Source organism: Acidisoma sibiricum (assembly GCF_057837225.1).
This window is the reverse complement of sequence record NZ_CM174445.1, coordinates 3,515,199-3,542,114: the sequence shown is the minus strand read 5'-3', so window position 1 is coordinate 3,542,114 and position 26,916 is coordinate 3,515,199. Positions and strand designations below refer to the sequence as shown.

Here is a 26,916-nt window from a genome sequence, read left to right as displayed (position 1 = left end):
GCCATGCGCCTGGACGCCGATAGTTTTACCGATCTGCCGATGGGACAGGGCGTCATGCGCGTGCATGTGTTGCGGCCGCAGGGTGACGGCCGCTATCCCGCCATCATCCTCTATTCGGAAATCTATCAGGTGACGGCGCCGATCCGCCGCACCGCCGCCTATCTCGCGAGCCACGGCTTCGTGGTTGGAATCCCCGAGGTTTATCACGAATATGAGGCGGCCGGGACGGTGCTCGCCTATGACAAGCCCGGCACCGATCGTGGCAACGAGCTGAAATTCGCCAAGCCCGTGCCGGGTTACGATGCCGATTGCCGGGCGACGCTGAATTTCCTCAAATCCCATCCGAACAGTAATGGCGCTCTCGGCGCCTTTGGCGTCTGTCTGGGCGGGCATCTGGCCTTCCGCGCGGCCTTGCAGCCGGATGTGAAGGCGACCGCCTGTTTCTATGCGACGGACCTGCACACCCACACGCTGGGGGCGGGGGCAAATGACGGCAGCCTGGACCGTGCGGCCGAGATCCAGGGCGCGCTGCTGATGGTCTTTGGCCGGCAGGACCCGCATGTGCTGCTCGAGGGCCGCAACCTGATCCGCAGCCGGCTGGAAGAGGCGGGCGTCCAATACGAATGGCATGAGGTCAATGCGGCGCATGCCTTCATGCGTGACGAAGGCCCGCGCTACGACGCCGAACTCGCCCGCTTCGGCTACGATACCGCCTTGCGACTGTTCCGGGAGGCGCTGCGCTGATGGATTGGTTTGAACTCCGTCAGGTCACGCGCGATCTGTGGATGATCGCGGAGCCCGGCCATGTGGTGAGCTGGCTATATCTGGGAACGGACCGTGCGGCGCTGATCGACAGCGGCACCGGGATCGTGCCGATCAGGCCCCTCGTGGATGGGCTTACCGATCTGCCGGTCACGGTCATCAACACGCATTATCACTTCGACCATGTCGGCGGAAACGCGGCTTTTGCCGAGCGGCTGGCCGGGGCGAAGGGGGAAACCCTGCTGCTGCGGCATGCACCGCGCGACCTGTTAAAGCGCTATGTCGCGGGTTTTGAGCCGGTCATCGCGAAGGCCGAAGCTGACCGTGCGGTGGACCCGGATGCCTATGCCCGCGCGCCCGAGCAGGCAGTGCGCCCCTTTCCCGTGGGTTTCGACCTTGAGGCCTGGCGCCCAGGTGGCGTGGCCGCAACCGGCTTACTGCGTGATGGCGATGCGATCGACCTCGGCGACAGGCAGCTTCAGGTCATCGAGACGCCTGGCCACAGCCCGGACGGCATTTCCCTGTTCGATCCAGACGCCGGTATTCTATTCGTGGGCGATACGCTGATCGAAGGGCCGCTCTACGCGCATTACGACGAATCATCGATTGCCGATCTCGCGGGCTCGGTCGGCAAACTCGCGCGGCTCGAAGCGCCGGTTCATGTCATCGGCGCGGGCCACGTGCCGCGTGCAATTGCGGAAGTGTCGCTCATCACTGAGACCGAACGGGCTTTGCAGCGCGTGCTGGACGGTGCGCCCTATCGCCGGACCCAGGATATGTTCGGCTATGGCGTGCGTGAGACCCGGAGCGGCCGGGTTTGGATCTATCATAGCGATGGGGAGGCCAGTTCCTTCCCGCTGCATGATTGAGGGACCGGCGGCGCGGGAGTTGCCCGCGCCGCCGGTTTTGGCTTAGCGCGCGCCGCCGCCGGCGTAGAGGCTCTCGCCCGTCACCCAATGGGAGTCGTCGGAGGCGAGGAAGACCGCGACCGGCGCGATGTCGTCCGGCTGGCCGATACGGCCGAGCGGCGTCTGCGCTATCACCGTTGCCGCGAAATCGCCCTCAGCGAAGGCGGCGGAGCCTTCGGTGAGGACCAGGCCGGGGCTCACGGAATTGACGCGGATGCCGCGCGGCCCAAGTTCCTTCGACAGGACGACGGTAATGGCATCAACCGCCCCCTTGGTGCCCGCATAAACGGCGGTACCCACCGGATGCACGCGCGTGACGAGAGAGCTGACGTTGATGACGCTGCCGCCCGTCTCCGGGAAGTGCTTCACCGCAGCCTGTGTGGTCAGCAGCAGGCCGAGTACGTTGGTATTGTACTGGCGGTGGAACTCCTCGGCCTTGATTTCGCCCAGCGGCGCAAAGTTGTAGACGCCCGCATTGTTGACCAGCACGTCGATATGGCCGAAGGCCGCGACCGTCTCGGCCACGATCCGCTCGGCGGCGTCGGCGACCGAACCCTGCACGGCGACCGCCCGCCCGCCTGCGGCTTCGATGGCGGCGACGGTCTTATCCGCGCCTGCCTTGTCGGAGGAATAATTGACCGCAACCGCGGCCCCTTCGGCGGCAAGAGCCGTCGCGATCGCCGTGCCGATCCCTTTGGACGCGCCGGTGACCAGCGCGACTTTGCCTTCAAGCTTGCTCATGAGAGTCCCCTTGGTTCAGATTTCTTCGATGATTAGATAAGTGTCGAAGTATCTGCGCCAGGGGTACAGACGCAGAGCAGAGGTCTGATTTTCGCCTAGATTTTGAAGCCGGTCAGATTTCGGACAGGCGCCGCAGATAGGCGGCCAGAACGTCGCGCTGCAGGATGAGATTGGCGAATTTACCCTCGCGCGTAATCTCAATCAGCCCCGCAGTCTCCAGCTCCTTCATATGGTGGGAGATGGTGGCAGCGGTCACGTCATGCGCCTGGGACAGGCAGCTGCAGCGCATCGCGCCCTCGGCCTGCCCCAGCTCTTTCAGGATCTGGTAGCGCCGCGGCTCGGCCAGGGCGCGCGCGATCAGCGAGAACTGGCGGTCGGTCAGAAGGGGAAGCGTTACATCGGCCATGCTGTGTTTTCGTTCCGTCTAGGGCGGCATGGGGAGCCTGTACTCCCCATGCCCTTATACGGAGAAATACTTCGCGTGCGGGTTCAATACCACCAGCGCACTGGTGGATTGCTCAGGATGCAACTGCCATTCGTCCGAGAGCGAGATGCCGACCCGCTCGGCCTCCAGCAACTGCAGGATCGGCGCCTGATCCTCCAGCTTCGGGCAGGCCGGATAGCCGAAGGAATAGCGGCTGCCGCGATAGCCCTGGCCGAGCATCTTTTCCATGTCGCGATCGTCCTCGCCGGCGAAGCCAAGCTCGGCGCGGATGCGCTTATGGGTATATTCGGCCATGGCCTCCGCCATCTCCACCGACAGGCCGTGAAGATAGAGGTAATCCTGATAGCGGTTGCTCTCGAACCACTCGCGGGCGAGATCCGAGGGCTTCTGGCCGACGGTCACCACCTGGAGTCCGATGACGCCGCGCTCGGCGTCATCCACGTCCGGCACGAAGTCCGCGATGCAGTCGCCATCCTCGCGCGGCTGCCGGGGCAGCGAGAAGCGGGTCAGTTCGGTCTGCCCGTCCTCGGCGAACAGGATGATGTCATTGCCCTGTCCCGCGGCCTTCCAATAACCGTAGATCGCCTGCGGGCGGAGGATGTCTTGCTCCTCACACAGCGTCAGCATGCGCCGCATGATGGGCCGCAGCTCCTGCTTGGCCCAGCCGAGGAAATCATCGAGTGACCGGCCCTGCTTCCGAAAACCCCATTGGAACTGATAGAGGCTGCGTTCGTTAAGGAAGGGGACGATGGCCTTGGGCGTTGCCTCCACAACCCGGGCACCCCAGAAGGGCGGGACGATCGCGGGCTGGTCCTGTGTCAGACGGCGGCGGCGCGCCTGGGTCGCCAGAATATCGACAGGCTGGAAGGCCTTCGCATCGGCCTGACCCAGCGTGCGGCTCGTATTGCGCGCCTTGCCTGCCCGCTTGGTTTGAATGGCGGTTGTATAGTCGTCGAAGGCGCTGCTGGTGACCTTCTCCATCAGCGACAATCCGTCGAAGGCATCCCGCGCATAGGCGACGCGCCCTGACGCATAGGCGCGGACGCAATCATCCTCGACGAAGTTGCGCGTGAGTGCCGCGCCACCCAGCAGGATGGGCACATCCAGCCCCTGCCGCGTCAGCTCTTCCAGATTGTCCTTCATGACGACGGTCGATTTCACCAGCAGGCCGGACATGCCGATGGCATGCGCGCGATTTTCGCGCACCGCCGCCACCATGTCGGCCAGCGGCACCTTGATGCCCAGATTGATGACGCGATAACCGTTATTGGTGAGGATGATATCGACCAGGTTTTTGCCGATGTCATGCACGTCGCCCTTCACGGTCGCGAGCACGATGGTGCCTTTCTCCTGCCCCTCGATCTTTTCCATATGCGGCTCGAGATAGGCGACGGCCGCCTTCATGGTCTCGGCACTTTGCAGCACGAAAGGCAGCTGCATCTTGCCGGCGCCGAACAGCTCTCCCACCACCTTCATGCCGTCGAGCAGAATGCCGTTGATGATGTCGAGCGGCGGATGCGTCTGCATCGCTTCCGCCAGATCCTCGTCCAGCCCCTTGCGGTCGCCATCGACGATGCGGTCCTTGAGGCGCCCTTCGATCGTGTCGGCGCGCACCTTGGCGCCGACATCGGCGAGTTTCCGCTCGGCAAAGATTTCGAGCATCTTCTGCAGCGGATCGTAGCCTTCGCGGCGACGGTCGAAGATCAGATCTTCAGCGACGGTGACTTCTTCGGCCGGGATGAGATGCAGCGGCTTGATCTTGCTGACATGCACGATCGCGCCCGTCATGCCGGCCTTCAGCGCATGGTCGAGAAACACCGAATTCAGCACGGCGCGGGCGGCAGGGTTGAGGCCAAAACTGATATTGGACAGGCCGAGGACGATCTGGATATCGGGAAAAGCCTCGCGGATGGCCTTGATGCCTTCCAGCGTCCACTGCCCCAGCTTGCGGTCATCCTCATTGCCGGTGGCGATGGTGAAGGTAAGGGGATCGATCAGGAGATCCGATTGCGGCAGGCCATGCTTGTCGCAGGCGAACGCTACCAGCCGCCGCGCGATGCGCAGCTTGTCCTCCGCCGTTTTCGCCATGCCGGCTTCGTCGATGGTGAGCGCCACCATGGCGGCGCCGAACTTCTTGGCCAGAATCATCCGATCCTCAGCCGGCTTCTCGCCATCCTCGAAATTGATGGAATTGATGATCGGCTTGCCGCCATGCAGCTTCAGCGCCGATTCCAGGACCACGCGCTCAGTACTGTCGATGACCAGCGGCGCATTGACGCTGCTGGTGAAGCGACGGATGACCTCATCCATCTCCGCCACTTCATCGCGACCGACGAAGGCGGTGCAGATATCGAGCGCATTGGAGCCTTCGCCCATCTGCTCACGGCCCATGGAGACGCAGCCGTCCCAATCCTGCGCTTCCTGCAGCTGGCGCCATTTCTTCGAGCCATTGGCATTGCAGCGCTCGCCGATGGAGAAATAGCTGTTTTCCTGGCGCAGGCTGGTCTGGCCGTAAAGCCCGGCGACGGAGGGAATCCAGACCGGCTTGCGGATCACGGGCGCCGGGCGGATCAGGCTGCCCGCGCGACGGCGCAGCATGGCGTCCAGCGCCGCGATATGCGGCGTCGAGGTGCCGCAACAGCCGCCGATCAGGTTGAGCCCATCTTCGGCGATATAGCGCTCGACCCAGCTCGCCATTTCCTCCGCACCCAGCGGATAATGCGTCTGGCCATTGACGAGTTCGGGCAGGCCGGCATTGGGCTGGACCGAGATGAAGCCGCGCCAGTTGGTGGCAAGCCAGCGGATATGCTCGGCCATTTCCTGGGGGCCGGTGGCGCAGTTCAGGCCCATCAGCGGCACGTCCAGCGCGTCGATCACGGTCGCGGCGGCGGCGATATCGGGGCCGACGAGCAGCGTGCCGGTGGTTTCCACCGTGACCTGCACGAAGATCGGCGTGGATGTGCCGGCCTCGGCGCGGGCGATCTTGGCAGCGTTGACGGCAGCCTTGATCTGCAGCGTGTCCTGGCAGGTCTCGATCAGAATGGCATCGACCCCGCCCGCGATCAGCCCGCGCGCCTGTACGGCGAGGCCGGCTTCCAGCGGGTCATAGGCGATATTGCCGAGGCTGGGCAGTTTAGTGCCAGGCCCGACCGAGCCCAGGACATAGCGATGGCGTCCGTCCGAAAAGCTTTCGGCCGCTTCGCGCGCGAGTTCGGCGGCGATCTTGTTGATCTCGAAGGCGCGCTCTTCCAGCTCGAATTCGGCGAGGGTGATCGGGCTGCCGCCGAAGGTATTGGTTTCCACCATATCGGCGCCGGCCTCGAAATAGCCGCGATGGATTTCGCGCACCATGTCGGGGCGGGAGAGGTTGAGCACTTCCGTGCAATTCTCCCGGTTCCAGAAGTCCTTTTCAATGTCGAGGGTCAGCGCCTGGACGCGGCTGCCCATGCCGCCGTCACACAGCAGAACCTGGTCGCGAAGCGCGTCGAGAAGATGCGGGCGGCTGCTCATGGATGGGCCTCTTGGTGGTCGGACAGGCTTGTGGACAGTAACGGCGCAGCCTGGGGGCGGTGAATAACAGCGCCGCTCCAGATTTCGGTGGTGATTGGACCGGGTATGGTGACCGTTCCGTGAAGAGCAAGCCCCGCGTCCATCAGCATGCTGCGCATGCGGGGCGCCAGGAAGCCCCGGTGACGGTGGGCCAGCGTCTCCGCCAGATCATGCGCCGTATGGGCGGCGAGTTCGACGATGATGATGCGCCCACCGCTGCGCGTCACACGGACGGCTTCCCGCAGCACGGCCGCAGGGTCTTCGGCATGGTGCAGCACCATCTGCAGCACGGTGACATCGAAGCCTGTGCCATCGCCCCCGTCAGGCAGCGGCAGGCGGTACATATCGGCTTGGCGCAGGTTGCATTGCGACAGTCCCGCCTGGGCCAGACGGGTGCGGGCGAGTTTGAGCATCTGCGGGCTGGCATCGATCCCGAGCCCGCCCTCGGCGCGCGGGCCCAGCAGTTCCAGCACCCGGCCGGTGCCGGTGCCGATATCGAGCACCTGGCCCAGCCGGCCCTGTCCGGCGACGCTCGCGACGGCCGCTTCAACCTCGGCCTTCGGCAGGCCCATGGCCGTCATCTCATCCCAATCCGCCCCCGCGCGGCGAAAGCCGTCGGAGGCGACGCGGGCGCGTTCGGACAGCGTCTGCGCCGCCAACCGGCGGTCGGTGGCCAGAACGGAATCATCCTCGGGCAGGCGACTGATCAGGCTGCGGGCGAGTGCGCCTTCGGCGCTGGCCGGATCGGCGAGCGCGAACCAGGAGAAGACACCTTCCTGCTGACGCCGCAGCAGGCCAGCTTCGACCAGAAGGCGCAGATGGCGGGACAGGCTGGGCTGGGACTGGCCGAGGATGGTCACCAATTCGCTGACGCAGAAGGCACCGCGCGCGCAGAGGGCGAGGATACGCATGCGCGTCGGTTCGGCGGCTGCCCGCAAAGAGCTGAGGAAATCCTCCATGCCTTGAATATACATAAAGATATGTTTATGTCTATCGCATGACCCGTATCGATGCACGCATACCTGTCTTCATCGCGCCGGTAACCGATATCGCGGCGGCCGATACACTGTGGCTGGTGGAAAATCCCGCGGACGAGCCCTGGGACAAAAGCGCGGACGGGCATGGTCTCGGCTGCGCCTGCTGTGTGTCGCGCAGCCCGGTGGCCGAAACCCTGGGGCGGCTGTTTCGGGCGCGGGCCGTGGGCGAGGTGCCGTTCTTCGCGCGCCTGGGCGTGGTGCCGGCAGGCCCCGCTGGGGAGGCCGCTTTGCGGCAGGCGCTGGAGACGGACGGAATGGCGTCCGCCTGTTACCGGCTGGAGACGGCAGCGTAATACCGGTCGCACGCGTCATACCCCTTTCGACGGGCCTGCCGGCGGCCCGTGCGAGCGGGATCAGCAATAAGAGTGAGAGCGTTCAGGCACTCGGTTGATGGCGGGTCAATCATTCTGCGAGCTTTCGCAAGATCTTGGCTTTCCTTAGCTTCCACCCTGCCTCTTCATCGGCATGTTGGCTGTTTTGCTGGCGGTGTCACGGAGACAGTCAACCCATGTGGCTCGGACTTTCCGGGCCTGCATGCCTCGGGGAAAGAAGCGCATCGCGATGAAAACCTGCTTTGTCTATGTGACCGACAGCAGAGGATTTGACCTCGCGACCTTATCGGCGCTGTCCCTTGGCCTATCGCAGCCGCGCCCCTGCCATATACGGATATTCTGCTATCAGTTTACCCCGGTTGTGAGCGACGCGTTATCGGCGGCCATTGCCAGGCTCGGCATTGAGCTGGGCTTTAGCGATATCGAGGATGCGGCGGCCGAGCAGCACCAGACGCATGGTCATGTCACCACGCCCACGCTCCTCAAGCTCCGCGCGGTCGAGCATCTGATTTCAGACTATGATCGCGTTATCTTTCTGGATAACGACATCCTTGTTTTTGACGACCTCAAGATTGAGTCGCTCGCGTTCGGCACCATGCCGATTGCCGCCGTCGCAGACATGGATCTGTCTGATTCCGGCGCGCTGCGGGGTTTTGACTGGAGCAGTGCGCCTAGCCGGATTGCGGGGATCGCCAGCTACTTCAATGCCGGATTCATGGTGTTTGAGTCGAACAACTGGCGCCAGGATTTTCTGGGCGCCTATGAGCGCGAACTGGATCACCACGACATCGGATGTTCGTATAAGGTCAATTGCACGTCGATTGATCAATGCGCGCTCAATACGGTGTTTTCTGGCAATTGGCTGAACCTGCCAGCCTCCTACAATATGCAGGCCAGTGCGAAATTCACCCGAAGCTGGCAGACGGCCGCCGCCCGTCACTACTGCGGACCGCGCAAATACGTGCCGCTGTCCCTGCTCCGCAGCGACCGCAGGGATGTGCGCTACCTCAACACCATCAACAGCCTGCTGGGGCGCCCGCGGTCCCGGCTGGCACTGGTCTATGAGGCATTCTTTCGTTTGAATGCCATGAGAAACGCCCGCAATGCGCGGCCGATGAGACGGTTTCTGCGCGCCTTGCAGCAAGACGGGTCTGTGGCCGGCCGCGCCCCCGCTCAGCGGCTGGACAATGACAATTTCTCCCCGCCGCAGAGCGCGATGCCCGCGCCGGTCAGGGCTGGGGGTTCAGGCAACTTCAGTGCGTCTCGTCCTTGAAGGGGACAATCGACAGGCAGATGGAAAGGACAACCGCTTCGCCGCCGATCGCGACATAGGCGTGGCGCATGGTGCTGTCGAAATAGCAGCTGTCGCCCTGGGCCAGCTGCACCGGGGCGTAGTGTTCCATATGCAGGGCGACCTCGCCCGCGACCACGAAGGCGTATTCCTCGCCGTCATGCACGCTCCAATCGCCCCGGGGCGGTAGGTCGTGGTTTTTGATGCGCATCAGCAGCGGCACCATGGTTTTATTGGCAAGTTCCGTCGCATGGGCCGCGTATAGGTAATGCTCGCTGTCATAGACGGGCGCCTCTGCCCCGCGGGTGACAACACGGCGCGCCATCTTCACGGGCGCGGGTTCCGGCGGCTCCAGCATATGCACGAAATTGATATGCAGGGCGCGGGAGATTTTCAGCACGGTCTCGAAGCCGGGCTTCTGCTGCTGGTTCTCGATCTTGGAAATGGTTGAGATCGAGACGCCGCTGGTCCGCGCCAGATCATCCAACGTCAGGTCCTTGGACCGGCGGATGGACTTCAGCTTCTGGCAGAAGGCGGTGATAAGGGCGGCTTCATCCATGATCGCCGAGCCTGCGCCGCTGGACCCGCAGGTCGAAAATATCGGGCCGCGCGTAATGGCCGCTTTGGTCAAACCCCTGCCGCGCGCCGTAGAGGCTTGCCATGTCAATGACGGTGGAGGCGATGCCGGACGCACCGGGTTCGATCCGTGCCCGGCATGTCTGCGTCGGGTCATAGATGCCCGAGCCGCCGGCAAAGATGACATCGACGCCATCGGCCGCCAGATCCTTGTAGAATTCAAAATCCTGCGGCACGTCTGAGAGGGACAGCAGGCCGCAGACGCTGGCGCACCACATCCGCCCTTCCTGGGCGGCGAAAAGCGGCAGGCCTTTGGTTACCGCCTCATTGCCTGGCCAGACCGAGATATGGATGTCCTCGCCATCCTCATAGAGGGCGGCGCGCGCATGGCCCATCCAGTTTTCCCAGCAATTCAGCCCACCAACCCGAAAGCGGCCGAAGGCGTGGCAGCGCAGATCCTGGGCATCGCCGATGCCCCAGACGAGCCGCTCGTCATGCGTCGGCATCAGCTTGCGATGGGCGCCCAGAATGCCGCGCTCGGCGTCGACGGTGACCAGCGTACACCAGACCGTCCCGCGCCCGGCACGGCTGCCGCGCTCATTGACGCCGAGATAGAGCGAGACGCCATGGTCGCGCGCAGCCTCTGTAACGAGGGCAAGTTCGGGTCCGCCGAGTTCGACGGATGACTCGACAAACTGCGTGTAGGCGCGCGCCTGACGCGCATCATCGAAGGCGGCGCCATTGGTGCGGCAGACCCAGAATGGGTAGCCGCTGAGAAAGGTTTCCGAAAAGGCGAGGATTTCGATGTCCCGTGCCGCAGCTTCGGCGACAGCGGTGGTGATGATATCAACGGTGCGGCTTTTGTCGCCCCAGGCGGGACGAAGCTGGGCGATGCCCAGATGCAAATGGCTCATGCTCAGAACATCTCAAAATATTCTTGGTGTTCCCAGTCCGTGACGGCGCTGAGAAAGCGGTTCCATTCGAATTGCTTGAGGCTATGGAAATAGTGATGGAAGGACTGCCCAAGCTCCGCTTTCAGCACCGCGCTGCCGGCAAAGGCGGCCAGCGCTTCGCCCAGGCTGCCGGGCAGCACGGCGCGATCCGAGAGATAGGCGGCAGCGACGGGCTTGCCCGGATCGGCCTTGGCGGCCATGCCCGCGCGGCCGGCGATGATTTGCGACGCGATATAAAGATAGGGATTGGCGGCCGGGTCGCCGATGCGGTTTTCGATGCGGGATGCGCCATCTCCGCCTTCACCGATCACGCGCAGCATCGCCCCCCGGTTTTCCTGCGCCCAGGCCGCCTTATAGGGCGCAAAACCATCCGGGCGCTGGCGCTTGTAGCCGTTGACGGTGGGGGTGGTGAGAAGGGCGGTAGCCGGAGCATGATCCAGCAAGCCGCCGAGATAGGCCATGCCGAGGGCCGACAGCGGTCCTGCCTCGCCCTCTCCGGCCGCGAAGAGATTGGCGCCGTCGCGCGTCAGGGATTGATGCATGTGCCAGCCGCTGGGGAAGCTGTTCGCGATCTTGGGCACTGCCATGAAGCTCGCGTGATAGCCGTGGCGGCGGCATAGCTGTTTCACAGCGGTGCGAAAGAGCAGCGCGCGGTCGGCGGCTTCCAGAGCGGGCAGGGGCGAGAAGGTGAGTTCGCATTGCCCCGGTCCCCATTCGTCTTCCAGCGACGCGAGGGGCAGGCCCAGCGCCTCCAGATTCGTCTGCAGCAGGGCGTAGAGGGGTTCGATCTCGTCGCCCCGCGTTTCGGTCAGATACTGGTAGCCATGGCCGATGTTCTCGACCTCCGGCGGACTGGGCGGATAGCCGCTATCCGCCGGGCTCAGTTTCGGATCGAGCAGCTTGTAGACATAGAATTCAAATTCCAGGCCGATGGTCAGGCCCAGCCCGTCCGCGGCAAGCTTGCCAAGCTGATCGCGCAGGATCTGCCGCGTCGACAGCGGACACGGCTTGCCATTGCGGAAATAGGCGTCGGCCAGAATCCAGCCGGTATGGGGCACCCAGGGCAGGACATGGAAGGTCGCGGGGTCCGGCACCAGCACGCCATCGGGCAGGCCGATCATTTCCGGGATGCCGAGATGATTCTCGGCCCCGAAGGGCGGGACGATGGGATGGTTGGTCGTGTCGAAAATGGCAGTGACCAGCTGGAAATCCTTGCCCGAGGCGAGGGCGGAGAGGAATTCCCCTGCGGTCACGGTCTTGCCACGGACGATGCCGTGCTGGTCGCCCCAGCCAATGCGGATATTGCGGATGCCGTCCGCTTTGATGCGGGCGGCCAATTCCGCTGCCTGGGCCGCCTGATCACCCGACCATAGACCGTGTCGCTCGATAAACCCTGCCATGCCGCCTCTCCTGAACCTGCCAGTAGAGCGTAGACAAGAAAATTTTTCGTTCAAAAAAAATTTTGAGCGTGACGGTGTCGGTCGGTGCGGACGGCTAGAAGGCGCGGGCCTGGACCCGCCGGATGCGGTCTAGAAGGCCAGCTGCACCTTCATCGCTGATTTGCGGTCATTGGCCTTTTCAAAGGCGGCGACGGCCTCTTCGATCGGATAGCTACCGGTCAGAAGCGGTGTCAGATCAACCCGTCCGCTGTCGATGAGGGCGACGGCGAGCGGAAACTCCTCATGAAAGCGGAAGGACCCGGTGATGAGCAGTTCCTTCGCCACCACCATATTCTGCGGCACGGACATATCGCCGCCGAGGCCGAGCTGCACGATGACACCCCGCGGACGGACCACCTCCATGCCGGCACGCAAGGCCCGCTCATTGCCCGAGCATTCGATCATGACGTCGATCTGCCCCTTCTCGGCCGCATAAGGTGCCAGCGCCTCGGGGTTTTTCGCCGTATTGAAGGCATGGGTCGCGCCGAGGGTTTGGGCGATAGCCAGCGGCTCATCGACGATGTCGGTCACGATGATCTCAGCCGCGCCATGGAAGCGCGCGGCGGCGACGACCAATGCGCCGATCGGCCCGCAGCCCGTCACCAGCACGCGGGCACCGAGCAGCGAGCCCGCGCGGCTGAGGCCATGCAGCACGACGGAGAAGGGTTCGGCCATCGCGAGTTCAGCCACGCTGGCGCGGGTCGCCGTCACGCATTGGATCGCATCGCAGACCAATACCTCGCGGAATCCGCCCTGAATATGCGGCCAGGGCATGGCGCTGCCGTAGAAGCGCATGTTGAGGCATTGATTGGGCAGGCCCTTCAGACAAAAGCGGCAGGCGCGACAGGGGCGGCTGGGGTTAACCGCCACGCGGTCGCCCACCGTCACCGCGGTCACGTCAGGCGCGACCTCGGCCACCGCGCCGGCAATTTCATGGCCGAGAATCATCGGTTCGCGCACGCGCACCGCGCCGAAGCCGCCATGATTGTAATAATGCAGGTCCGAGCCGCAGATGCCGCCCGCCTGGATGCGCACCGCGACCTGGCCGGGACCCAGAGGCTCGACCTCCCGCTCTTCGATCCGCAAATCTTTCGCAGCGTGAATAACGACCGTGCGCATGGCGAAATCCTTATTCGACCGGAGTAAGCAGCGGCTGGCCGGCGAAATGGGCGGCCAGATTATCCCGCACCAGCTGTCCCATCGCGCGGCGCGTCTCGTTCGTCGCACTGCCCGCATGCGGCATCAGCACGGTATTGGGCAGGCTCGCGAAGCGCGGGTCGATAGAGGGCTCATTCAGGAAGACATCGAGGCCCGCGCCGGCGATCGCGTCCGTTTGCAGCGCTTCGATCAGCGCTTCCTCATCGACCGTCGATCCGCGTGAGACATTCACGAGATAGCCCTGGGACCCAAGGGCCTTGATGGCAGCGCGGTCCATGATGGCGCGCGTCCCGGCGCCGCCCGCCAGCGTTACGATCACCACATCTGCCCAGTCAGCCAGGGCCTGGACCGTCTCGAAAGCCTGATAGGGCAGGCCAGCTTTCGGCGTGCGGTTGAAATAGCCGATCTCGCAGCCGAAGCCCGTAGCGCGTTCGGCAGTCGCGACGCCGATGCGTCCCATTCCCAGAATGCCCAGCTTGCAGCCGAAGAAGCGCCGCCCGAGCGGCATGGCGCCGTCTCTCCAGGCACCGGTCCGCACATAAGCATCGCCGCGCGGGATGGACCGCATCGTGGCGATGGCGAGCGCGATGGCGAGGTCTGCCACATCGCCGCTCAGCACATCGGGCGTGTTGGTGACCGGCAGGCCGCGGGCGCGGGTCGCCGCGAAATCGACTCCATCGACGCCGACGCCGAAGCAGGCAACGATTTCGACGGCCGGCAGAGCCGCGATCAGCGCCGCATCGGCACCGATATGGCCGACGGTGAGGATGGCGCGGACGTTTTGGCATTCTGCGAGAAGCGCTGCCTTGTTGGATGCCTCCCAGTAACGGTGGATTCGATAGGCCGCTTCCAGGGGTTCCATGTCCCACTGATGGAAAGGGGTCATCATGAGAACTTCGGGCCGTGTATCTTCGGCCTTGCCTGGTAGCGTCATCGTTTTGCCCCCCTGAGTGGCGGTCTTCTTGGCTGTGTTATCGCTATCATCATTAGGCTACGGAGCAGCGCCATCGTCAAGTCCGGCTCAAGAGCCGCGGCGCGCGACCTCGGCCCGGACGATGGGGGCGACACGGTTGCCGAACAGCTCGATCGCCTTCATTACTTTCGCATGGGGCATCGGCCCGACCGAGACCTGCAGCAGAAACCGCTGGTGGCGGAAGACCGTGTGCTGGAAGAGGATTTTCTCGGCGACTGCCTCCGGGCTGCCGATCAGCAGGGCACCCTGGGGACCGCGCTGCTGCTCATACTGGGCGCGGGTCATCGGCGCCCAGCCGCGCTCGGCGCCCAGGCGATCCATGACGGATTTGAGGGGCAGAAAGCCTTCTTCTGCTGCCTCCTCCGTCGTCTCCGCGACGAAGCCATGACTGTTGATGCTGATAGGCAGCGTCTTCGGGTCTCGTCCCGCACGAATCGCCTGGTCCCGGTAGTAGTCCAGCAGCGGCGCAAACCGCACCGGCTCTCCGCCGATAATGGCGACCGCCATGGGCAGGCCGAGCCGTGCGGCGCGCGCGGCGGAGGCCGGTGTGCCGCCGATCGCGACCCAGATCGGCAGCTTGTCCTGGAAGGGCCGCGGATAGACGGGCTGATTGTCGAGCGCCGGGCGGTGCCGTCCGGCCCAGGTGATGCGCGCCTCGTCCCGCAGCTTCAGAAGCAGTTCCAGCTTCTCCTGAAAGAGCGTCTCGTAATCATCGAGATCATAGCCGAAGAGGGGGAAGGATTCGATGAAGGAGCCGCGCCCGGCGGTAATCTCGGCCCGTCCCCCGGAAATCTGGTCGAGCGTCGCAAAATCCTGAAAGACGCGGACGGGATCATCCGAACTCAGCACCGTCACTGCCGTCGTCAGCCGGATGCGCTTGGTGCGGCCGGCGGCCGCGGCGAGCACAATGGCGGGGGAGGAGACGGCATAATCCGGCCGGTGATGTTCGCCGACGCCGAAGACATCGAGACCCACGGCATCCGCAAGTTCGATTTCCTCCACCAGGTCGCGCAGGCGCTGGCCGGCATCCGGTGCCTGGCCCGTGGCCGGGTCCACGGTGGTTTCGCCGAAACTATAGATGCCAAGTTGCATAAGGCTGGTTCATTCAGAGACGGAGGGGAGATGGGGCAGCGGACGTGACGCCGTCGATCGCCAGGAAGGCAATCAAATCGGTCAGATTGCGTTGCAGCCGGGTGAAGCCGCTATGCCGCTCGATCCGCCGCTCGTCCATATAGAGCCCGCGCGAGACTTCGATCTGCAGCGCATGCACGCCGTCGCGCGGGCGACCATAATGCCGCGTGACATAGCCGCCGGCATAAGGGTCGTTGCGGCGGACGGTATAGCCCAGCCTGCGCAGGCAGATTTCCACCCGGCTGATCAGAAGACTGTCGCAGGACGTACCATAGGCGTCCCCCAGCACGAAATCGGGCGTCGATTGGCCCATGGTCGAGGGCATGGAGTGGCAGTCGATTAGGAAGCAGATGCCGAAGCGCTGCACGGTCTGTTCGATCAGGCCGCGCAGTGTCGCGTGGTATGGCTCCCAGTAGCGGCGAATGCGCTCCTCCGCTTCGGCAAAGCGCAGCTTCTGGTCGTAGATGGTCTCGCCTGAGGCGACCACCCGCGGAATAGTGCCCAGGCCTGCGCCGACGCGGGCGCTGGTGGTATTCACCCAGGCCGGCAGCGGGTCCTCGAACATCTGTGGATCGAGTTCCCAGGGCTCCCGATTGGCATCGCAAAAGGCGCGAGGGAAATGCGCGGCCAGCAGGGGGGCGCCATAATCGGGGGCGGCGGCGAACAGCCGGTCGACGCAGAAATCTTCGCTCCGCCGCAGGGTGCGCGGCTCCAGACGGCTATCGGCGAGAAAATGCGGATCGTAGTCGGTGCCAGAATGGGCCGAGGAGAAGACGAGCGGGACCGTTTGCACGTCCGGCTCGATCACAGTGAGGGGCGATGCGACGGCTGTATAGTTCATGCGCCCAATTGAAGCGCCCCGCCGGGCGCCTGTCATCAGGCAATCAGGTCGGACTGGCTTTCTTTTCCGCGAGTGCGCAGGCGATGGCCGCACCAAGGCGCACATTATTGCGTACGAGGGCGATATTGGCCGTGAGGCTGCGCCCGTCGCTTAGTGTCAGCAGGCGGGAGAGCAGGAAGGGTGTCACCGCCTTGCCTTCCACACGCTGCAGCTTGGCATCCTGCAGCGCATCCTCGACCAGAACCGCCATCGCCTCATAGGGGATTTCGTCGGCGGCTGGAATCGGATTGGTGACCAGCAGGCCGCCACCCAGGCCAAGCCGCTCGCGGGCCAGCATGGTCGCGGCGATCTGGTCCGGCGTATCGACGCGCATCGGCACCCGCCAGGGGCTCTCCCGGCTCCAGAAGGCAGGCAGGCGGTCGGTCTGATAGCCCAGCACGGGAACGCCACGGGTTTCCAGGTATTCGAGCGTGCGCGGCAGATCGAGAATCGCCTTGGCGCCGGCACAGACCACGGTGACGGGTGTGCGGCCCAGCTCATCCAGATCGGCCGAAATATCGAGACTGTCCTGCCCCTCGCGATGCACGCCGCCAATGCCGCCCGTCGCGAAAACCGCGATTCCGGCCAGCGCTGCGCAAATCATGGTGGCAGAGACCGTGGTGCCTCCCGATCGGCCCATGGCAACGGCGAATCCGAGATCGGCCCGGCTGAGCTTCATCGGCTCCGGCGCATGGGCCAGCCGCTCGAGCTGCTCGGCCGACATCCCCACCAGAATTTCACCTTCCAGCAAGGCGATGGTGGCCGGCACGGCATTGCCGGCGCGGCAGTCGGCCTCTACCTGACGGGCCATCTCCAAATTTTGGGGAAAGGGCATGCCATGGGTGATGATCGTCGATTCCAGGGCAACGACGGGCTTGTGAGATCGTAACGCTTCCGCCACATCCCGAGATACAGTAATGGGAGGGGCCAAGGTTGCGGCTTTGTTGGCAAGGCTGGGCGAAGAGCCGTTCATGCGTTACAGCACCATTTCGCGGTTAAGCAGATGAGCGTCTGGGTTGAAGCCCTGGCCCGCATCTGTAAGGCAGATCGCCCGTAGGGCAAAGATAGGGACCAGCGCGGCCATGCCGTGCGCATCGGAATTGAGATTATGAAGGCGCTGAATGCGATCCGCATGGGGGGGGCAGAAGTTCTGCCCATCGTCGAAGGTGGAAAGGGCGTGGCCGTCAGCGACGGCAACAGCTGTGGCCACTGGGCGGCCGGAGGTGGGGTCGGCACGTTCAGCGCCGTCAATGCCGATAGCTACGACGCCGATGGCAATCCCATCCCCCAGCTCTATCACGGCCGCACCCGTCGCGACCGGCATGAGGAACTGATCGACTACGCCATCAAGGGCGGCATCGCCCAGGCCCAGCGCGCGCATGAGATCAATGGCGGCCGCGGCCGCATCAACGCCAATATCCTGTGGGAGATGGGCGGCGCCGAGCGTGTGATCACCGGCGTGCTGGAAGGTGCCAAAGGGCTGATAAACGGCCTTACCTGCGGCGCCGGCATGCCCTATCGCCTCTCCGACATCGCGATGAAATTCGGGGTGCATTACTACCCGATCGTCTCGTCGGCCCGCGCCTTCAGCGCGCTGTGGAAGCGCGCCTATCACAAGGCGTCCAGCCTGCTGGGCGGCGTCGTCTATGAAGACCCCTGGCTCGCCGGCGGCCATAACGGTCTGTCCAACAGCGAAGACCCGACCCGGCCGGAAGATCCCTTTCCGCGCGTGCTGGCGCTGCGCCGCCAGATGCGCGAATTCGGCCTGGGCGACACGCCGATCATCATGGCGGGGGGTGTCTGGTGGCTGGAGGAATGGGAGGACTGGATCGACAATCCCGAACTCGGCCCGATCGCCTTCCAGTTCGGCACGCGGCCGCTGCTGACTCAGGAGAGCCCCATCGGTGACAGCTGGAAGCAGAAGCTGCTGACCCTGAAGAAGGGCGATATCTTCCTCAACCGCTTCAGCCCGACCGGATTCTATTCCAGCGCCGTCAATAACGAGTTCATGCAGGAACTGCGTGGCCGCAGCGAGCGGCAGGTCGCCTATTCCACCGAAGTGGTGGGCGAGCATGCGGCGGAATTCGGCGTCGGTCCGCGCAAGCGCATCGTTTATCTGACCAAGCCCGATCTGCTGCGGGTGCGGCAATGGGTCGCCCAGGGCTTTACCGAGGCGCTGCGCACGCCGGACACGACGCTGATCTTCGTGACGCCCGAGAGTGCCGCACAGATCTACCAGGATCAGGTCGATTGCATGGGCTGCCTCAGCCAGTGCCGCTTCTCGAACTGGGGTCAGGACGCGCCGGATTACACCAACGGCAAGAAGGCCGATCCGCGCAGCTTTTGCATTCAGAAGACGTTGCAGACCATCGGTCACGGGGCGCAGGACGAATTCACCGCCGAGCACAACCTCATGTTCAGCGGCCATAACGGCTTCCGCTTTGCGCTGGACCCCTTCTATTCCAATGGCTTTATCCCGACTGTGCGGCAGCTGATCGACCGGATTAAAACCGGCCGCTGAGAACGTGAGGGGGACCTGTGCGTCCCCCTTCACGTGGCCCTTTGGCCTTGCCCGCAGCGCTGCCGCCGAATGCGCTTGAGCCGGTGGCGGCGGCTGGGGCAGATTGACCCCATCATGCATATCCTTTTCCATGGCTGAGCTGAGCCGCGAGACGCTGGCTTTGCCGGGCGGCGCGGCTCAGGTGATCTGGCGGCGGAGCGAGCGGGCACGGCGCATCAGTCTGCGGATCGACGCCCGCAATGCGGCCGTGGTCGTGACCTTGCCGCCGCGCTCCTCGCGGCGTGCGGGCATGGCGCTGCTTCTGGAGAACGGCGCCTGGGTGTCCGATCGGCTGGCGGCCTTGCCGAGCGGCATTATTTTTGCGGATGGTGCGACGGTGCCGGTCGGCGGCATTGCGCATCAGATACGGCACTGGCCGGAGGCGCGGGGCGGGGCCTGGATTTCGGATGGCGCCCTGCACGTGACCGGGGACAGCGGTTTTCTGCGTCGGCGTGTGGCCGATTGCCTAAGGCAGGAGGCGCGGCACCGGCTGTCCGCCCTGGCCTGGGACCATGCCGCCCGGCTTGGCCTCAAGCCCCGGCGCATCCTGATCAAGGATATGCACAGCCGCTGGGGCAGTTGCGCGCCAGACGGCTCACTTGCCTTCAGCTGGCGGCTGGTGATGGCGCCCCCCTTTGTGCAGGACTATGTCGCGGCGCATGAAGTGGCGCATCTGCGCCATCTCAACCATGGTCCCGCTTTCTGGGCCCTGGTGGCCGAGCTTTGCCCGGGCTGGGAGCGCGCATCCGACTGGCTGCGGGCCGATGGCCTCAGCCTGATGCGGATCGGCTGACCCGCCAGTACCCGCCAATCACAGGAGTTGCTGTCTTGCCTGCCAATCCAGAGACGAAGGGCGCGGTCGTCCTTCTGACGACCGGGGGAACCATCGCCTCCCGCCATGACGCCGCCTCCGATTCCTTCGTCGCGGCCATTGGTGCCGATGACATGGCGGCGCTGGTGCAGGGCAGGCCGGACGGCGTTACCTTGCGCACGGAGGCTTTCTGCAACGTCAACAGCTTCCGCATGGACCTGCCGACGGCTTTCGCGCTGGCGCAGCGGATCGCCGCCCTGCTGGCCGAGCCCGATGTGCTGGGTGCGGTGGTGACCCATGGCACCGATACGATGGAGGAAAGCGCCTTTCTCGTGGGACTCACGGTGCCGTCCGAGAAACCTGTGGTCTTCACCGGTGCGCAGCGCAATGCCGATGAGGCGGATACTGACGGCCCGCGCAATCTGAGCGCCGCGGTGCAACTGGCCGCCTCGCCGCGCGCCAGGGGCATTGGCACAGTGATCCTGTTCGACGGTGTCTTTCACGCCGCGCGCGACGTGCGCAAGACCCATACCTCACGGCCCGGAACCTTCACCTCTGCCGATCACGGCATGCTGGGCGTCGTCGATGAAGGGGTGGTGCGGCTGTACCGCCGTCCGGCGGGGCTGATCCATCACCCGGTGCTGCGCGTGGAGCCAGAGGTGGCACTGATCAAGATGGCCATGGGCACGGACGATCGCTTCATGCGCTGGGCGATGGCGAATGGCACGCGCGGCTTCGTGCTCGAAGGATTCGGCCGCGGCAATTGCCCGCCCGTCTTTGTGGAGGCGACCCGCCAGGCGGTGGCTGCCGGCATTCCGGTGCTGATCACCTCGCGCTGCGGCGAAGGCCGGGTCAAGCCTGTCTACGGCAATGGCGGCGGTGTTGACCTGGCAGCGGCCGGCGCGATTTTCGCGGGCGACCTGACAGGGCAAAAGGCGCGCATTCTGCTGTCTGTTCTGCTCGGCGCCGAGGGCATCTTTCCGCTCGACAGCGCGGCGAAGCGCGGGGCATTCGCGGCGGCTGTCATGGGTGTCGCTGATTGATGGGGGTGTAGGACGGCGTAGGGTGGGCTTAAGCCCACCCTACATCCCCTTCCAGGAGCCGTATTCGCCCTCGAAGGCGGCCGCGGCCGCGTAGATCGTGCTTTCGTCCCAATGTTTCGCCGTCAGCATCATGCCGACGGGCAGGCCGTCGATGCCGCCGCAGGGAATGGACATGGAGGGATGGCCGGTCACGTCGAAGGGCGCGGTATTGGCGATCATCTCAAAAGCCCGCGTGGTATAGGTGATGAGATCGGCATCGCGCTCGGGAATTTCGCTCGCCACGATCGGCAGTGTCGGCATCAGCAGCAGATCGTATTGGGAGAGCGCCTGATCATAGGCGGCGCGGAGGCGGCGGGCGATGTTCTGCGCCTTGGCATAGTAGCGGCCGCGATAGTGGCGGGTGAAATATTCGCCGATGAACATCGAGATTTTGAGCGTGTCGGACAGGTCATTGGCGCGGTCGCGCCAGGATGCATGCGCATCCATCAGCCCGACATTGTAATGACCTTTCCAATTAAAGCCCATGCCATTGCCGTGCATCATCTGCGCCGTCAGGCCTTCATTGCCGATCGGCGTCCAGATATCCTTGCCGATGCGGTGCATGGGAATCGAGACCTCCTCGACCACGGCGCCGAGCGATACGAACTTCGCGGCCGCGGCACGGACCTTTGCATCCACCGCTTCCTGCGAATTGGCCCAGCCGAAACCTTCCGTGACGATGCCGATACGCAGCCCCTTGAAGCCGCGGCCGAGCGCTTCGGTGTATGGCGCCGTCGTGCAGCCGGCCTGGCGCGGGTCAAGCCCGTCCGGCCCCGCCAGCACTTCCAGCATCCGCGCATTGTCCGCGACCGTTGCCGTCATCGGGCCGGTATGGTCGATCGTGCTTTCGATTGGCATGACGCCGGTATAGGGCACCAGGCCCCAGGTCGGCTTCATGCCATAGATGCCGCAGAAGGAGGCCGGGATGCGGATCGAGCCACCCTGGTCGCCGCCGATCGCCAAGTCTGCCGCGCCAGAGGCTACCAGTGCCGCGGAGCCCGAGGAGGAGCCGCCCGCCGAATAGCCAAACTTATGCGGATTATGCACAGGGCCGAGCGCACCGGTATGGCTGCCGCCGGAGAGGCAGAAGCACTCGCAATGCGCCTTGCCGAGGATGGTGGCGCCGGCATCGAGTAGCCTTGTCACCACCGTCGCATCCTGATCCGGCACATAGCCTTCCAGCGTGGCGGCGCCATTCATCATCGGCACGCCGGCGAGACAGACATTGTCCTTGAGGACGACGGTCTTGCCCGCGAGCGGACCGGTCTCCGCACCTTTCACGGTTGACTTCACATACCAGGCGTTCAGCGGATTCTCGGCCGCATCCGGCTGGTAGCCGGGCGTGCGCGGATAGGTGACGCGCGGCTTCTCATCCGGCATCTCGTCGATGATGCGATAGGAGGCGACGGCGCCATCCATCAGCGCATGAAATGTCTCCAGCCGCTCGGGCGATAATTCCATACCGAGATCGAAGACGATTTCCTCGAGCTGGTCCAGAGTCGGTTTCTCGATGCTCATCCGGCGTGTCCTTTGCGGAAGTCTCTTGATCTGGTCAGAAGGGAATGGCTTGCGGACGCTTGATCTCGATCTCGACGAAGGCGATCGGATGCGGCGATCCGTTCATCACGTCATGCTTGATGCCGGCGGGGCGGTTGTAGCTTTGCCCCTGCACCAACGAATTCTCTGTCACCGTCTCTCCGTCATGCACCGCCAAAATGCCGTCATGCAGCATGATGACGAAATAGGGCCAGCCGTGTTCGTGCCATCCGGTCGCAGCACCCGGTGCAAAATCCCAGCGCGTGATGCGGAGGTCCTCATCATCGCGCTGCAGGGTGGGAACGGCGGGTATTTCGCAAGAGAAGCTCATTGGCGCGGTGCCTCGGACGGCGGGGAAGGGCGGGGCTGCCGGAACGGTCTCACACGGCGGCGGAACGGTCAGAAGGATAGCATAGGCATGGCGCCTGTCATCCCGATCTGGCACATTTTTCAGCACTGAGTTCAAAATGTACATGAAACAGGCAGTCGACCTGCCAGCGGTGGCTGATTTGCACAAAACACGCCCGATGGTTGCGTGACCAGGTCCCGGGCGCGCAGCGCCGGGGCTGTGGCACGCGGTTTGCGTGAAACGCTTTTTGGCGGCCGAAGGGTCGATCTGCCGTTTTAAATTTCGCGCCTTATTTATCGCAGGAAGAAACGCATGAGCCAATCAACTGGCACCCGCCGTGGTTTTTTGAAGCTGGGCGCCGCCCTCGGCGGCACCGCGCTCAGCGCTCCCTTCATTGCGCGCCATGCGCTGGCGGCGGAGCCGATCAAGGTCGGTCTCCTGCTCGACCAGTCCGGCGCGCTTGGCCTCAGCGGCCAGCCCATGGTGCAGGCGACGCAATATGCGGTGAAGGTGATTAACGACCAGGGCGGCCTGCTCGGCCGGCCGGTGGAGCTGGTCAGCTACGACACCCAGTCCAGCATGCAGCTTTATACGCAGTATGCCCAGCAGCTGGCGCTGAAGGATAAGGTTGCGGTCGTGCAGGGTGGCATCACCTCCGCATCGCGCGAGGCGATCCGCCCGGTTTTCGACCGGTTCAAGACGCTTTATTTCTACAACACCCAGTATGAAGGCGGCGTCTGCGACCGCGATATCTTCTGCACCGGCACGACGCCCGCGCAGACGGTCAGCCACATCGTGCCTTATGGCCTGAAGAACTGGGGCAAGAAGGTCTATATCGTCGCCGCCGACTACAATTACGGCCACATCACTGCCAAGTGGATGACGAAATATACCCGCGAAGGCGGCGGTCAGGTTCTGGAAACCGACTTCTTCCCGCTGGACGTGACCGACTTCTCCTCGGCCATCAGCAAGATCCAGCAGGCGGCGCCCGATCTGGTGCTCTCGGCCATGGTGGGCGCCAATCATCTCGGCTTCTACCGCCAATGGGCGGCGGCCGGCATGAAGAGCAAGATCCCGATGGCTTCTTCCACCTTCGGTCTCGCCAATGAGCTGAACTCGATGGACCCCTCGGTCACCAACGGCATCGTCTCGGCCTATGGCTGGTTCCCGACCGTGCCGACGCCCGAAACCACCGCTTTCAGCGCCGGCATGACGGCGATGTTCGGCGACAAGCTGCCCATGCTGAGCGAACTGGACTCGGCGTCCTATGAAGGCATGATGTTCTGGGCCGCCGGCGTGAAGAAGGCAGGCTCGATCGAGCGCCTGGCGGTGATCAAGGCGCTGGAGACCGGCATCAGCATCGACGGCCCCTCGGGCAAGGCTTTGATGGACCCGGCGACGCATCACGTCGTCCACAACACCTTCCTGGCCGAAGCCAAGGATCGCAAATGGGATATCATCAACAGCTTCCCGGCCTCGCCGCCGGCGGATACCGCGGCAGTCTGCGATCTGCTCAAGAACCCGCGAATGGATAAGCAGTTCATCGTCAACGTGGACTGATTGCCCGAAAGGGGCGCGCGCTGCGGTTTGCCTGGTGCAGCGCGCGCCTGTTCTCGGATTGCCCCGCCTATTGGCTTTAGGAGACACGTCATGGACCTGTTTGGCCTTGTTGGCTTCAACGTCCTGGTCGGCATCGGCACAATCGCCCTGATCACCGTCGGCCTCGGCGTGATCTACGGCATGATGAAGATCATCAACCTGGCCCATGGCGAATTCATGATGCTGGGCGCCTATGCGACCTATGTCGCGACGTCGCATGGCATCAATATCTGGATTGCGATGCTCATCATCGCCCCGGTTTTCGTGGGCCTGGTCGGGCTGGTGATCGAGCGTTGCCTGATCCGCTTCCTGTATGGCCGCATGATCGACACCATGCTCGCGACCTGGGGGCTGAGCCTTGGCCTGATCGGTCTCATGACCAGCATCTTCGGGAATGATCCGCGTGGCGTCTCAACCCCCGTCGGCAGCTTTTCCATCGGCCATTATGCCGCAAGCCTTTACGGCTTCGTTATCATTGTGGTGGCGATCGCATCGCTCGCTGCTTTCTATGCCATGCTGAGCATGACGCGGTACGGCCTCATCGTGCGCGCCACGATGCAGAATCCGAATATGGCAGCGGCCCTCGGCGTGTCTCCGCCGATGATCTATATGGCGACCTTCGCGCTGGGTGCCGCCTTTGCGGGGCTGGCCGGTGGCGTGCTGGCGCCGATCTCGGGCGTCTCGCCCGTGATGGGCGGCGCCTTCATCGCCAAGGCCTTCATCACCGTGCTGGGCGGCGGTGCGGCGATCGTCACCGGCACCTCGCTCGCGTCCATCCTGTTCGGTTTCATCAATACGATCGTGTCCTTCAAGTCGACGCCGGTGATCGGCGAGGTGGCGCTGCTGCTGACCGCTGTCGTCATGATCCGCATCCTGCCGCAAGGCATCACCGGCCGCTTCCTGCGGCGCAGCCTGTGAGGCGCCTGAGATGATTTTCAAGAAACTGAAGCGCGCGGAAGCCTCGCGCGGCATCGGCGGCCCTATCGCGGTGGTGCTCGCGGGTCTGGTGCTGCTGGTCGGCGCGCCCATGGTCACCGGCACGTTCGGCCTGCTGCAGCTGACGGTTTTTGCCGCGCTCGCCATTTTCGCGCTGGCCCAGGGTTTCATCTGGGGTTTCGGTGGCATCCTGTGCTTCGGCCAGTCTGCCTTCCTCGGCCTTGGCGGCTATGCCTATGCCGTGGGCGCCCTGAACATGACGGATACGACCGGTGCTGTGGTGCTTGCCATCATCGTCCCGATGCTGTTTGCCGCGGCCCTTGGCTATTTCATGTTCTACGGCCGCATTTCGGACGCCTATATCGGCGTCATCACGCTGACCGTCAGCATCATTCTGTTCAATCTCATCAACTCAACCTCGGGCGATATCTACCATATCGGCCAGGCGCCGCTGGGCGGATTCAACGGCATCCCGTCGGTGCCGCCGCTCAACATTCCGGGCAATCCCGACGCGCAGCTCGATACGACGGGCCTGTGGTATGCGGCGATGGGCGCGCTTATTCTGTGCTACGTCCTGCTGAAATGGGTGCTGGCGACGCGCTTCGGCCGCGTGGTGGTGGCGATCCGCGAGAATGAGACGCGGGCCCAGCTGCTGGGTTACGACCCGCGCCTGTTCAAGCTGCTGACCTTCGTCATCGGCGCCGGTATTTCCGGTGTGGCAGGCTGCCTCTACACCAATTGGGGCGCCTTCATCAGCCCGACGGTCTTCAGCCTGACGATGTCCGCGCAGGTCATCATCTACGTCCTCGTCGGCGGCCTCGGCACGCTGATCGGCCCGATCCTGGGCGCGGTCGGCATTCAGTATCTGATCAATATCGCCGGCGGCCAGCATGTGATCGACCCCAATCTGCTGCTCGGGATTGTGCTCGTCGCCTTCGTGCTGCTGGTGCCGCAGGGCCTGGTGCCGGTGGTGCGTAACGGCTTTCGCCGGCTGCTGCCCGCGAAAGCGCCGAGCGTGCCGCTCGCCCAATCCGAATTGTCGCGGGAGGCGGGCCAATGAGTGTCCCTCTGCTGGAAGCCGAAAACGTCACCATGCGGTTCGGCGGTGTCGCGGCCGTGCAGGACGTCAATCTCAAGCTGAACGAGGTCGAACTGCGCTGCCTGATCGGCCCCAATGGCGCCGGCAAAAGCACCTTCTTCAAGATCCTCACGGGCCAGCTGCGGCCGACCGAAGGCGTGGTGCGGTTTCGCGGCCAGGATATTACCGGCGCGCATCCGCATGTCATTGCGCGGCTCGGTGTGGGCATCAAAACCCAGGTGCCCAACGTCTTCAACGGCCTGACTGTGCGTGAGGGCATCGGCATTGCGGCGGGACGTAAAAAATCCCTCAGGCGTGCGCGGCAGATCGTGGAAGAGACGATGGAGCTGCTGCAATTGACGCCGATCGCCGATCGCATGGTGGGCCAGCTCGCCCATGGCCAGCGGCAATGGGTGGAGATTGCGACTGTGCTGGCGCAGGAGCCGGACCTCATCCTGCTCGATGAGCCGGCCGCCGGCATGACGCATGAGGAAGTGCTGCGCACGGCCGAGCTGATCCGCGAGATCAACAAGAAGCAGGCGCTGGTCGTGGTCGAACACGACATGCAGTTCATCCGCATGATCGCCAAGACGGTAACGGTCTTCAACCGCGGCAAGATCCTGATCGAGAATCAGGTCGAGGCGGTTCTGGCCGATCCGGGTGTGCGCGATGTCTATCTTGGAAAGCAGGCCCACTGATGCGGGCGCCTTCCTACCGGATCGTCATCCCCGGGCTTGTCCCGGGGATCTACCCGTTTGATACGGCGTCTGGGTGGCGCCCTTGGATGCAC

Annotated in this window: 25 protein-coding genes; 11 read left to right on the top strand and 14 right to left on the bottom strand. The window is 64.1% G+C overall.

What is annotated here, in order from left to right:
* Positions 1-3: 3 nt before the first annotated feature.
* On the top strand, positions 4-744 hold the full coding sequence (locus AC3G7M_RS16855) for a dienelactone hydrolase family protein (protein WP_489213284.1): 741 nt from the start codon (positions 4-6) through the stop codon (positions 742-744).
* Positions 744-1,631, top strand: a complete 888-nt coding sequence (locus tag AC3G7M_RS16850; RefSeq protein WP_489213283.1) for an MBL fold metallo-hydrolase — start codon at positions 744-746, stop codon at positions 1,629-1,631. The genes AC3G7M_RS16855 and AC3G7M_RS16850 overlap by 1 nt, the downstream gene beginning before the upstream one ends.
* A gap of 42 nt (positions 1,632-1,673) precedes the next feature.
* Here AC3G7M_RS16850 and AC3G7M_RS16845 read toward each other — a convergent pair whose 3' ends face one another.
* The 4 genes from AC3G7M_RS16845 to AC3G7M_RS16830 form a co-directional block, all read right to left on the bottom strand.
* Positions 1,674-2,411 carry an SDR family NAD(P)-dependent oxidoreductase gene (locus AC3G7M_RS16845; protein WP_489213282.1) on the bottom strand — a complete coding sequence of 246 codons (738 nt, stop codon included), beginning with the start codon at positions 2,409-2,411 and terminating at the stop codon, positions 1,674-1,676.
* A 112-nt stretch (positions 2,412-2,523) separates the two neighbouring features.
* On the bottom strand, positions 2,524-2,817 hold the full coding sequence (locus AC3G7M_RS16840) for an ArsR/SmtB family transcription factor (RefSeq protein ID WP_489213281.1): 294 nt from the start codon (positions 2,815-2,817) through the stop codon (positions 2,524-2,526).
* A 54-nt stretch (positions 2,818-2,871) separates the two neighbouring features.
* Positions 2,872-6,366: a methionine synthase gene (gene metH / locus AC3G7M_RS16835; RefSeq protein WP_489213280.1), complete on the bottom strand. Its 3,495-nt coding sequence runs from the start codon at positions 6,364-6,366 to the stop codon at positions 2,872-2,874.
* A complete protein-coding gene (locus AC3G7M_RS16830) occupies positions 6,363-7,379 on the bottom strand; it encodes an ArsR/SmtB family transcription factor (RefSeq protein WP_489213279.1) in 1,017 nt (338 codons plus the stop codon). The genes metH and AC3G7M_RS16830 overlap by 4 nt, the downstream gene beginning before the upstream one ends.
* Before the next feature lie 23 nt (positions 7,380-7,402).
* On the opposite strand from AC3G7M_RS16830, the gene AC3G7M_RS16825 reads away from it, so the two are divergent.
* Together AC3G7M_RS16825 and AC3G7M_RS16820 are read left to right on the top strand one after the other, a co-directional pair.
* A complete protein-coding gene (locus AC3G7M_RS16825; RefSeq protein WP_489213278.1) occupies positions 7,403-7,735 on the top strand; it encodes a hypothetical protein in 333 nt (110 codons plus the stop codon).
* Between the two features lie 268 nt (positions 7,736-8,003).
* The gene (locus tag AC3G7M_RS16820) at positions 8,004-9,047 is read left to right on the top strand and encodes a glycosyltransferase family 8 protein (protein WP_489213277.1); all 1,044 of its coding nucleotides are present in this window, start codon (positions 8,004-8,006) and stop codon (positions 9,045-9,047) included.
* Here the strand turns inward: AC3G7M_RS16820 and AC3G7M_RS16815 are convergent.
* The 8 genes from AC3G7M_RS16815 to AC3G7M_RS16780 form a co-directional block, all read right to left on the bottom strand.
* On the bottom strand, positions 9,028-9,624 hold the full coding sequence (locus tag AC3G7M_RS16815; protein ID WP_489213276.1) for a helix-turn-helix domain-containing protein: 597 nt from the start codon (positions 9,622-9,624) through the stop codon (positions 9,028-9,030). The two genes, AC3G7M_RS16820 and AC3G7M_RS16815, sit on opposite strands and share 20 nt — an antisense overlap.
* A complete protein-coding gene (locus AC3G7M_RS16810) occupies positions 9,617-10,555 on the bottom strand; it encodes a nitrilase-related carbon-nitrogen hydrolase (protein WP_489213275.1) in 939 nt (312 codons plus the stop codon). The genes AC3G7M_RS16815 and AC3G7M_RS16810 overlap by 8 nt, the downstream gene beginning before the upstream one ends.
* Positions 10,556-10,557: 2 nt before the next feature.
* Positions 10,558-11,994: a glutamine synthetase family protein gene (locus tag AC3G7M_RS16805; protein WP_489213274.1), complete on the bottom strand. Its 1,437-nt coding sequence runs from the start codon at positions 11,992-11,994 to the stop codon at positions 10,558-10,560.
* A gap of 129 nt (positions 11,995-12,123) precedes the next feature.
* Positions 12,124-13,152, bottom strand: a complete 1,029-nt coding sequence (locus tag AC3G7M_RS16800) for an L-idonate 5-dehydrogenase (RefSeq protein WP_489213273.1) — start codon at positions 13,150-13,152, stop codon at positions 12,124-12,126.
* 10 nt (positions 13,153-13,162) lie between these two features.
* Positions 13,163-14,125 (bottom strand): 2-hydroxyacid dehydrogenase, encoded by a 963-nt coding sequence (locus tag AC3G7M_RS16795; RefSeq protein WP_489213272.1) that lies wholly within the window; start codon positions 14,123-14,125, stop codon positions 13,163-13,165.
* 87 nt (positions 14,126-14,212) lie between these two features.
* A complete protein-coding gene (locus tag AC3G7M_RS16790) occupies positions 14,213-15,256 on the bottom strand; it encodes an LLM class flavin-dependent oxidoreductase (RefSeq protein WP_489213271.1) in 1,044 nt (347 codons plus the stop codon).
* Positions 15,257-15,269: 13 nt separating this feature from the next.
* Complete coding sequence (locus AC3G7M_RS16785; RefSeq protein WP_489213270.1) at positions 15,270-16,136, bottom strand: N-formylglutamate amidohydrolase; 867 nt, start codon at positions 16,134-16,136, stop codon at positions 15,270-15,272.
* A 43-nt stretch (positions 16,137-16,179) separates the two neighbouring features.
* Positions 16,180-17,148: a pseudouridine-5'-phosphate glycosidase gene (locus tag AC3G7M_RS16780; protein ID WP_489213269.1), complete on the bottom strand. Its 969-nt coding sequence runs from the start codon at positions 17,146-17,148 to the stop codon at positions 16,180-16,182.
* A gap of 135 nt (positions 17,149-17,283) precedes the next feature.
* Here AC3G7M_RS16780 and AC3G7M_RS16775 point away from each other — a divergent pair, with 135 nt between their 5' ends.
* The 3 genes from AC3G7M_RS16775 to AC3G7M_RS16765 all read left to right on the top strand — a co-directional run bounded on the left by AC3G7M_RS16775 (position 17,284) and on the right by AC3G7M_RS16765 (position 20,589).
* A complete protein-coding gene (locus AC3G7M_RS16775; RefSeq protein WP_489213268.1) occupies positions 17,284-18,696 on the top strand; it encodes an NAD(P)H-dependent flavin oxidoreductase in 1,413 nt (470 codons plus the stop codon).
* A gap of 130 nt (positions 18,697-18,826) precedes the next feature.
* A complete protein-coding gene (locus tag AC3G7M_RS16770; protein WP_489213267.1) occupies positions 18,827-19,528 on the top strand; it encodes a M48 family metallopeptidase in 702 nt (233 codons plus the stop codon).
* 35 nt (positions 19,529-19,563) lie between these two features.
* A complete protein-coding gene (locus AC3G7M_RS16765; RefSeq protein WP_489213266.1) occupies positions 19,564-20,589 on the top strand; it encodes an asparaginase in 1,026 nt (341 codons plus the stop codon).
* A gap of 39 nt (positions 20,590-20,628) precedes the next feature.
* Here the strand turns inward: AC3G7M_RS16765 and AC3G7M_RS16760 are convergent, their stop codons facing one another.
* Together AC3G7M_RS16760 and AC3G7M_RS16755 are read right to left on the bottom strand one after the other, a co-directional pair.
* Positions 20,629-22,146: an amidase gene (locus AC3G7M_RS16760; RefSeq protein ID WP_489213265.1), complete on the bottom strand. Its 1,518-nt coding sequence runs from the start codon at positions 22,144-22,146 to the stop codon at positions 20,629-20,631.
* Positions 22,147-22,180: 34 nt separating this feature from the next.
* Entirely contained in the window at positions 22,181-22,495 is a 315-nt protein-coding gene (locus tag AC3G7M_RS16755; RefSeq protein WP_489213264.1) for a cupin domain-containing protein, read from the bottom strand.
* A 330-nt stretch (positions 22,496-22,825) separates the two neighbouring features.
* On the opposite strand from AC3G7M_RS16755, the gene AC3G7M_RS16750 reads away from it, so the two are divergent.
* The 4 genes from AC3G7M_RS16750 (at position 22,826) to AC3G7M_RS16735 (ending at position 26,824) form a co-directional block, all read left to right on the top strand.
* A complete protein-coding gene (locus AC3G7M_RS16750; protein ID WP_489213263.1) occupies positions 22,826-24,073 on the top strand; it encodes an urea ABC transporter substrate-binding protein in 1,248 nt (415 codons plus the stop codon).
* Positions 24,074-24,163: 90 nt separating this feature from the next.
* A complete protein-coding gene (locus AC3G7M_RS16745; protein ID WP_489213262.1) occupies positions 24,164-25,030 on the top strand; it encodes a branched-chain amino acid ABC transporter permease in 867 nt (288 codons plus the stop codon).
* Between the two features lie 10 nt (positions 25,031-25,040).
* Positions 25,041-26,108: a branched-chain amino acid ABC transporter permease gene (locus AC3G7M_RS16740; RefSeq protein ID WP_489213261.1), complete on the top strand. Its 1,068-nt coding sequence runs from the start codon at positions 25,041-25,043 to the stop codon at positions 26,106-26,108.
* On the top strand, positions 26,105-26,824 hold the full coding sequence (locus AC3G7M_RS16735; RefSeq protein WP_489213260.1) for an ATP-binding cassette domain-containing protein: 720 nt from the start codon (positions 26,105-26,107) through the stop codon (positions 26,822-26,824). The genes AC3G7M_RS16740 and AC3G7M_RS16735 overlap by 4 nt, the downstream gene beginning before the upstream one ends.
* The last annotated feature ends 92 nt before the right edge of the window (positions 26,825-26,916 follow it).

Bases quoted from the DNA above. Each gene is read 5' to 3' on its own strand.
- AC3G7M_RS16770 (WP_489213267.1), top strand. From the start codon at position 18,827: ATGGCTGAGCTGAGCCGCGAGACGCTGGCTTTGCCGGGCGGCGCGGCT.
- AC3G7M_RS16825 (WP_489213278.1), top strand. From the start codon at position 7,403: ATGACCCGTATCGATGCACGCATACCTGTCTTCATCGCGCCGGTAACC.
- AC3G7M_RS16830 (WP_489213279.1), bottom strand. From the start codon at position 7,379: ATGTATATTCAAGGCATGGAGGATTTCCTCAGCTCTTTGCGGGCAGCC.
- AC3G7M_RS16795 (WP_489213272.1), bottom strand. From the start codon at position 14,125: ATGACGCTACCAGGCAAGGCCGAAGATACACGGCCCGAAGTTCTCATG.
- AC3G7M_RS16790 (WP_489213271.1), bottom strand. From the start codon at position 15,256: ATGCAACTTGGCATCTATAGTTTCGGCGAAACCACCGTGGACCCGGCC.
- AC3G7M_RS16855 (WP_489213284.1), top strand. From the start codon at position 4: ATGCGCCTGGACGCCGATAGTTTTACCGATCTGCCGATGGGACAGGGC.
- AC3G7M_RS16810 (WP_489213275.1), bottom strand. From the start codon at position 10,555: ATGAGCCATTTGCATCTGGGCATCGCCCAGCTTCGTCCCGCCTGGGGC.
- AC3G7M_RS16760 (WP_489213265.1), bottom strand. From the start codon at position 22,146: ATGAGCATCGAGAAACCGACTCTGGACCAGCTCGAGGAAATCGTCTTC.
- AC3G7M_RS16775 (WP_489213268.1), top strand. From the start codon at position 17,284: ATGAAGGCGCTGAATGCGATCCGCATGGGGGGGGCAGAAGTTCTGCCC.
- AC3G7M_RS16780 (WP_489213269.1), bottom strand. From the start codon at position 17,148: ATGAACGGCTCTTCGCCCAGCCTTGCCAACAAAGCCGCAACCTTGGCC.
- AC3G7M_RS16740 (WP_489213261.1), top strand. From the start codon at position 25,041: ATGATTTTCAAGAAACTGAAGCGCGCGGAAGCCTCGCGCGGCATCGGC.
- AC3G7M_RS16755 (WP_489213264.1), bottom strand. From the start codon at position 22,495: ATGAGCTTCTCTTGCGAAATACCCGCCGTTCCCACCCTGCAGCGCGAT.
- AC3G7M_RS16750 (WP_489213263.1), top strand. From the start codon at position 22,826: ATGAGCCAATCAACTGGCACCCGCCGTGGTTTTTTGAAGCTGGGCGCC.
- AC3G7M_RS16800 (WP_489213273.1), bottom strand. From the start codon at position 13,152: ATGCGCACGGTCGTTATTCACGCTGCGAAAGATTTGCGGATCGAAGAG.
- AC3G7M_RS16815 (WP_489213276.1), bottom strand. From the start codon at position 9,624: ATGGATGAAGCCGCCCTTATCACCGCCTTCTGCCAGAAGCTGAAGTCC.
- AC3G7M_RS16745 (WP_489213262.1), top strand. From the start codon at position 24,164: ATGGACCTGTTTGGCCTTGTTGGCTTCAACGTCCTGGTCGGCATCGGC.
- AC3G7M_RS16785 (WP_489213270.1), bottom strand. From the start codon at position 16,136: ATGAACTATACAGCCGTCGCATCGCCCCTCACTGTGATCGAGCCGGAC.
- metH (WP_489213280.1), bottom strand. From the start codon at position 6,366: ATGAGCAGCCGCCCGCATCTTCTCGACGCGCTTCGCGACCAGGTTCTG.
- AC3G7M_RS16735 (WP_489213260.1), top strand. From the start codon at position 26,105: ATGAGTGTCCCTCTGCTGGAAGCCGAAAACGTCACCATGCGGTTCGGC.
- AC3G7M_RS16805 (WP_489213274.1), bottom strand. From the start codon at position 11,994: ATGGCAGGGTTTATCGAGCGACACGGTCTATGGTCGGGTGATCAGGCG.
- AC3G7M_RS16840 (WP_489213281.1), bottom strand. From the start codon at position 2,817: ATGGCCGATGTAACGCTTCCCCTTCTGACCGACCGCCAGTTCTCGCTG.
- AC3G7M_RS16845 (WP_489213282.1), bottom strand. From the start codon at position 2,411: ATGAGCAAGCTTGAAGGCAAAGTCGCGCTGGTCACCGGCGCGTCCAAA.
- AC3G7M_RS16850 (WP_489213283.1), top strand. From the start codon at position 744: ATGGATTGGTTTGAACTCCGTCAGGTCACGCGCGATCTGTGGATGATC.
- AC3G7M_RS16820 (WP_489213277.1), top strand. From the start codon at position 8,004: ATGAAAACCTGCTTTGTCTATGTGACCGACAGCAGAGGATTTGACCTC.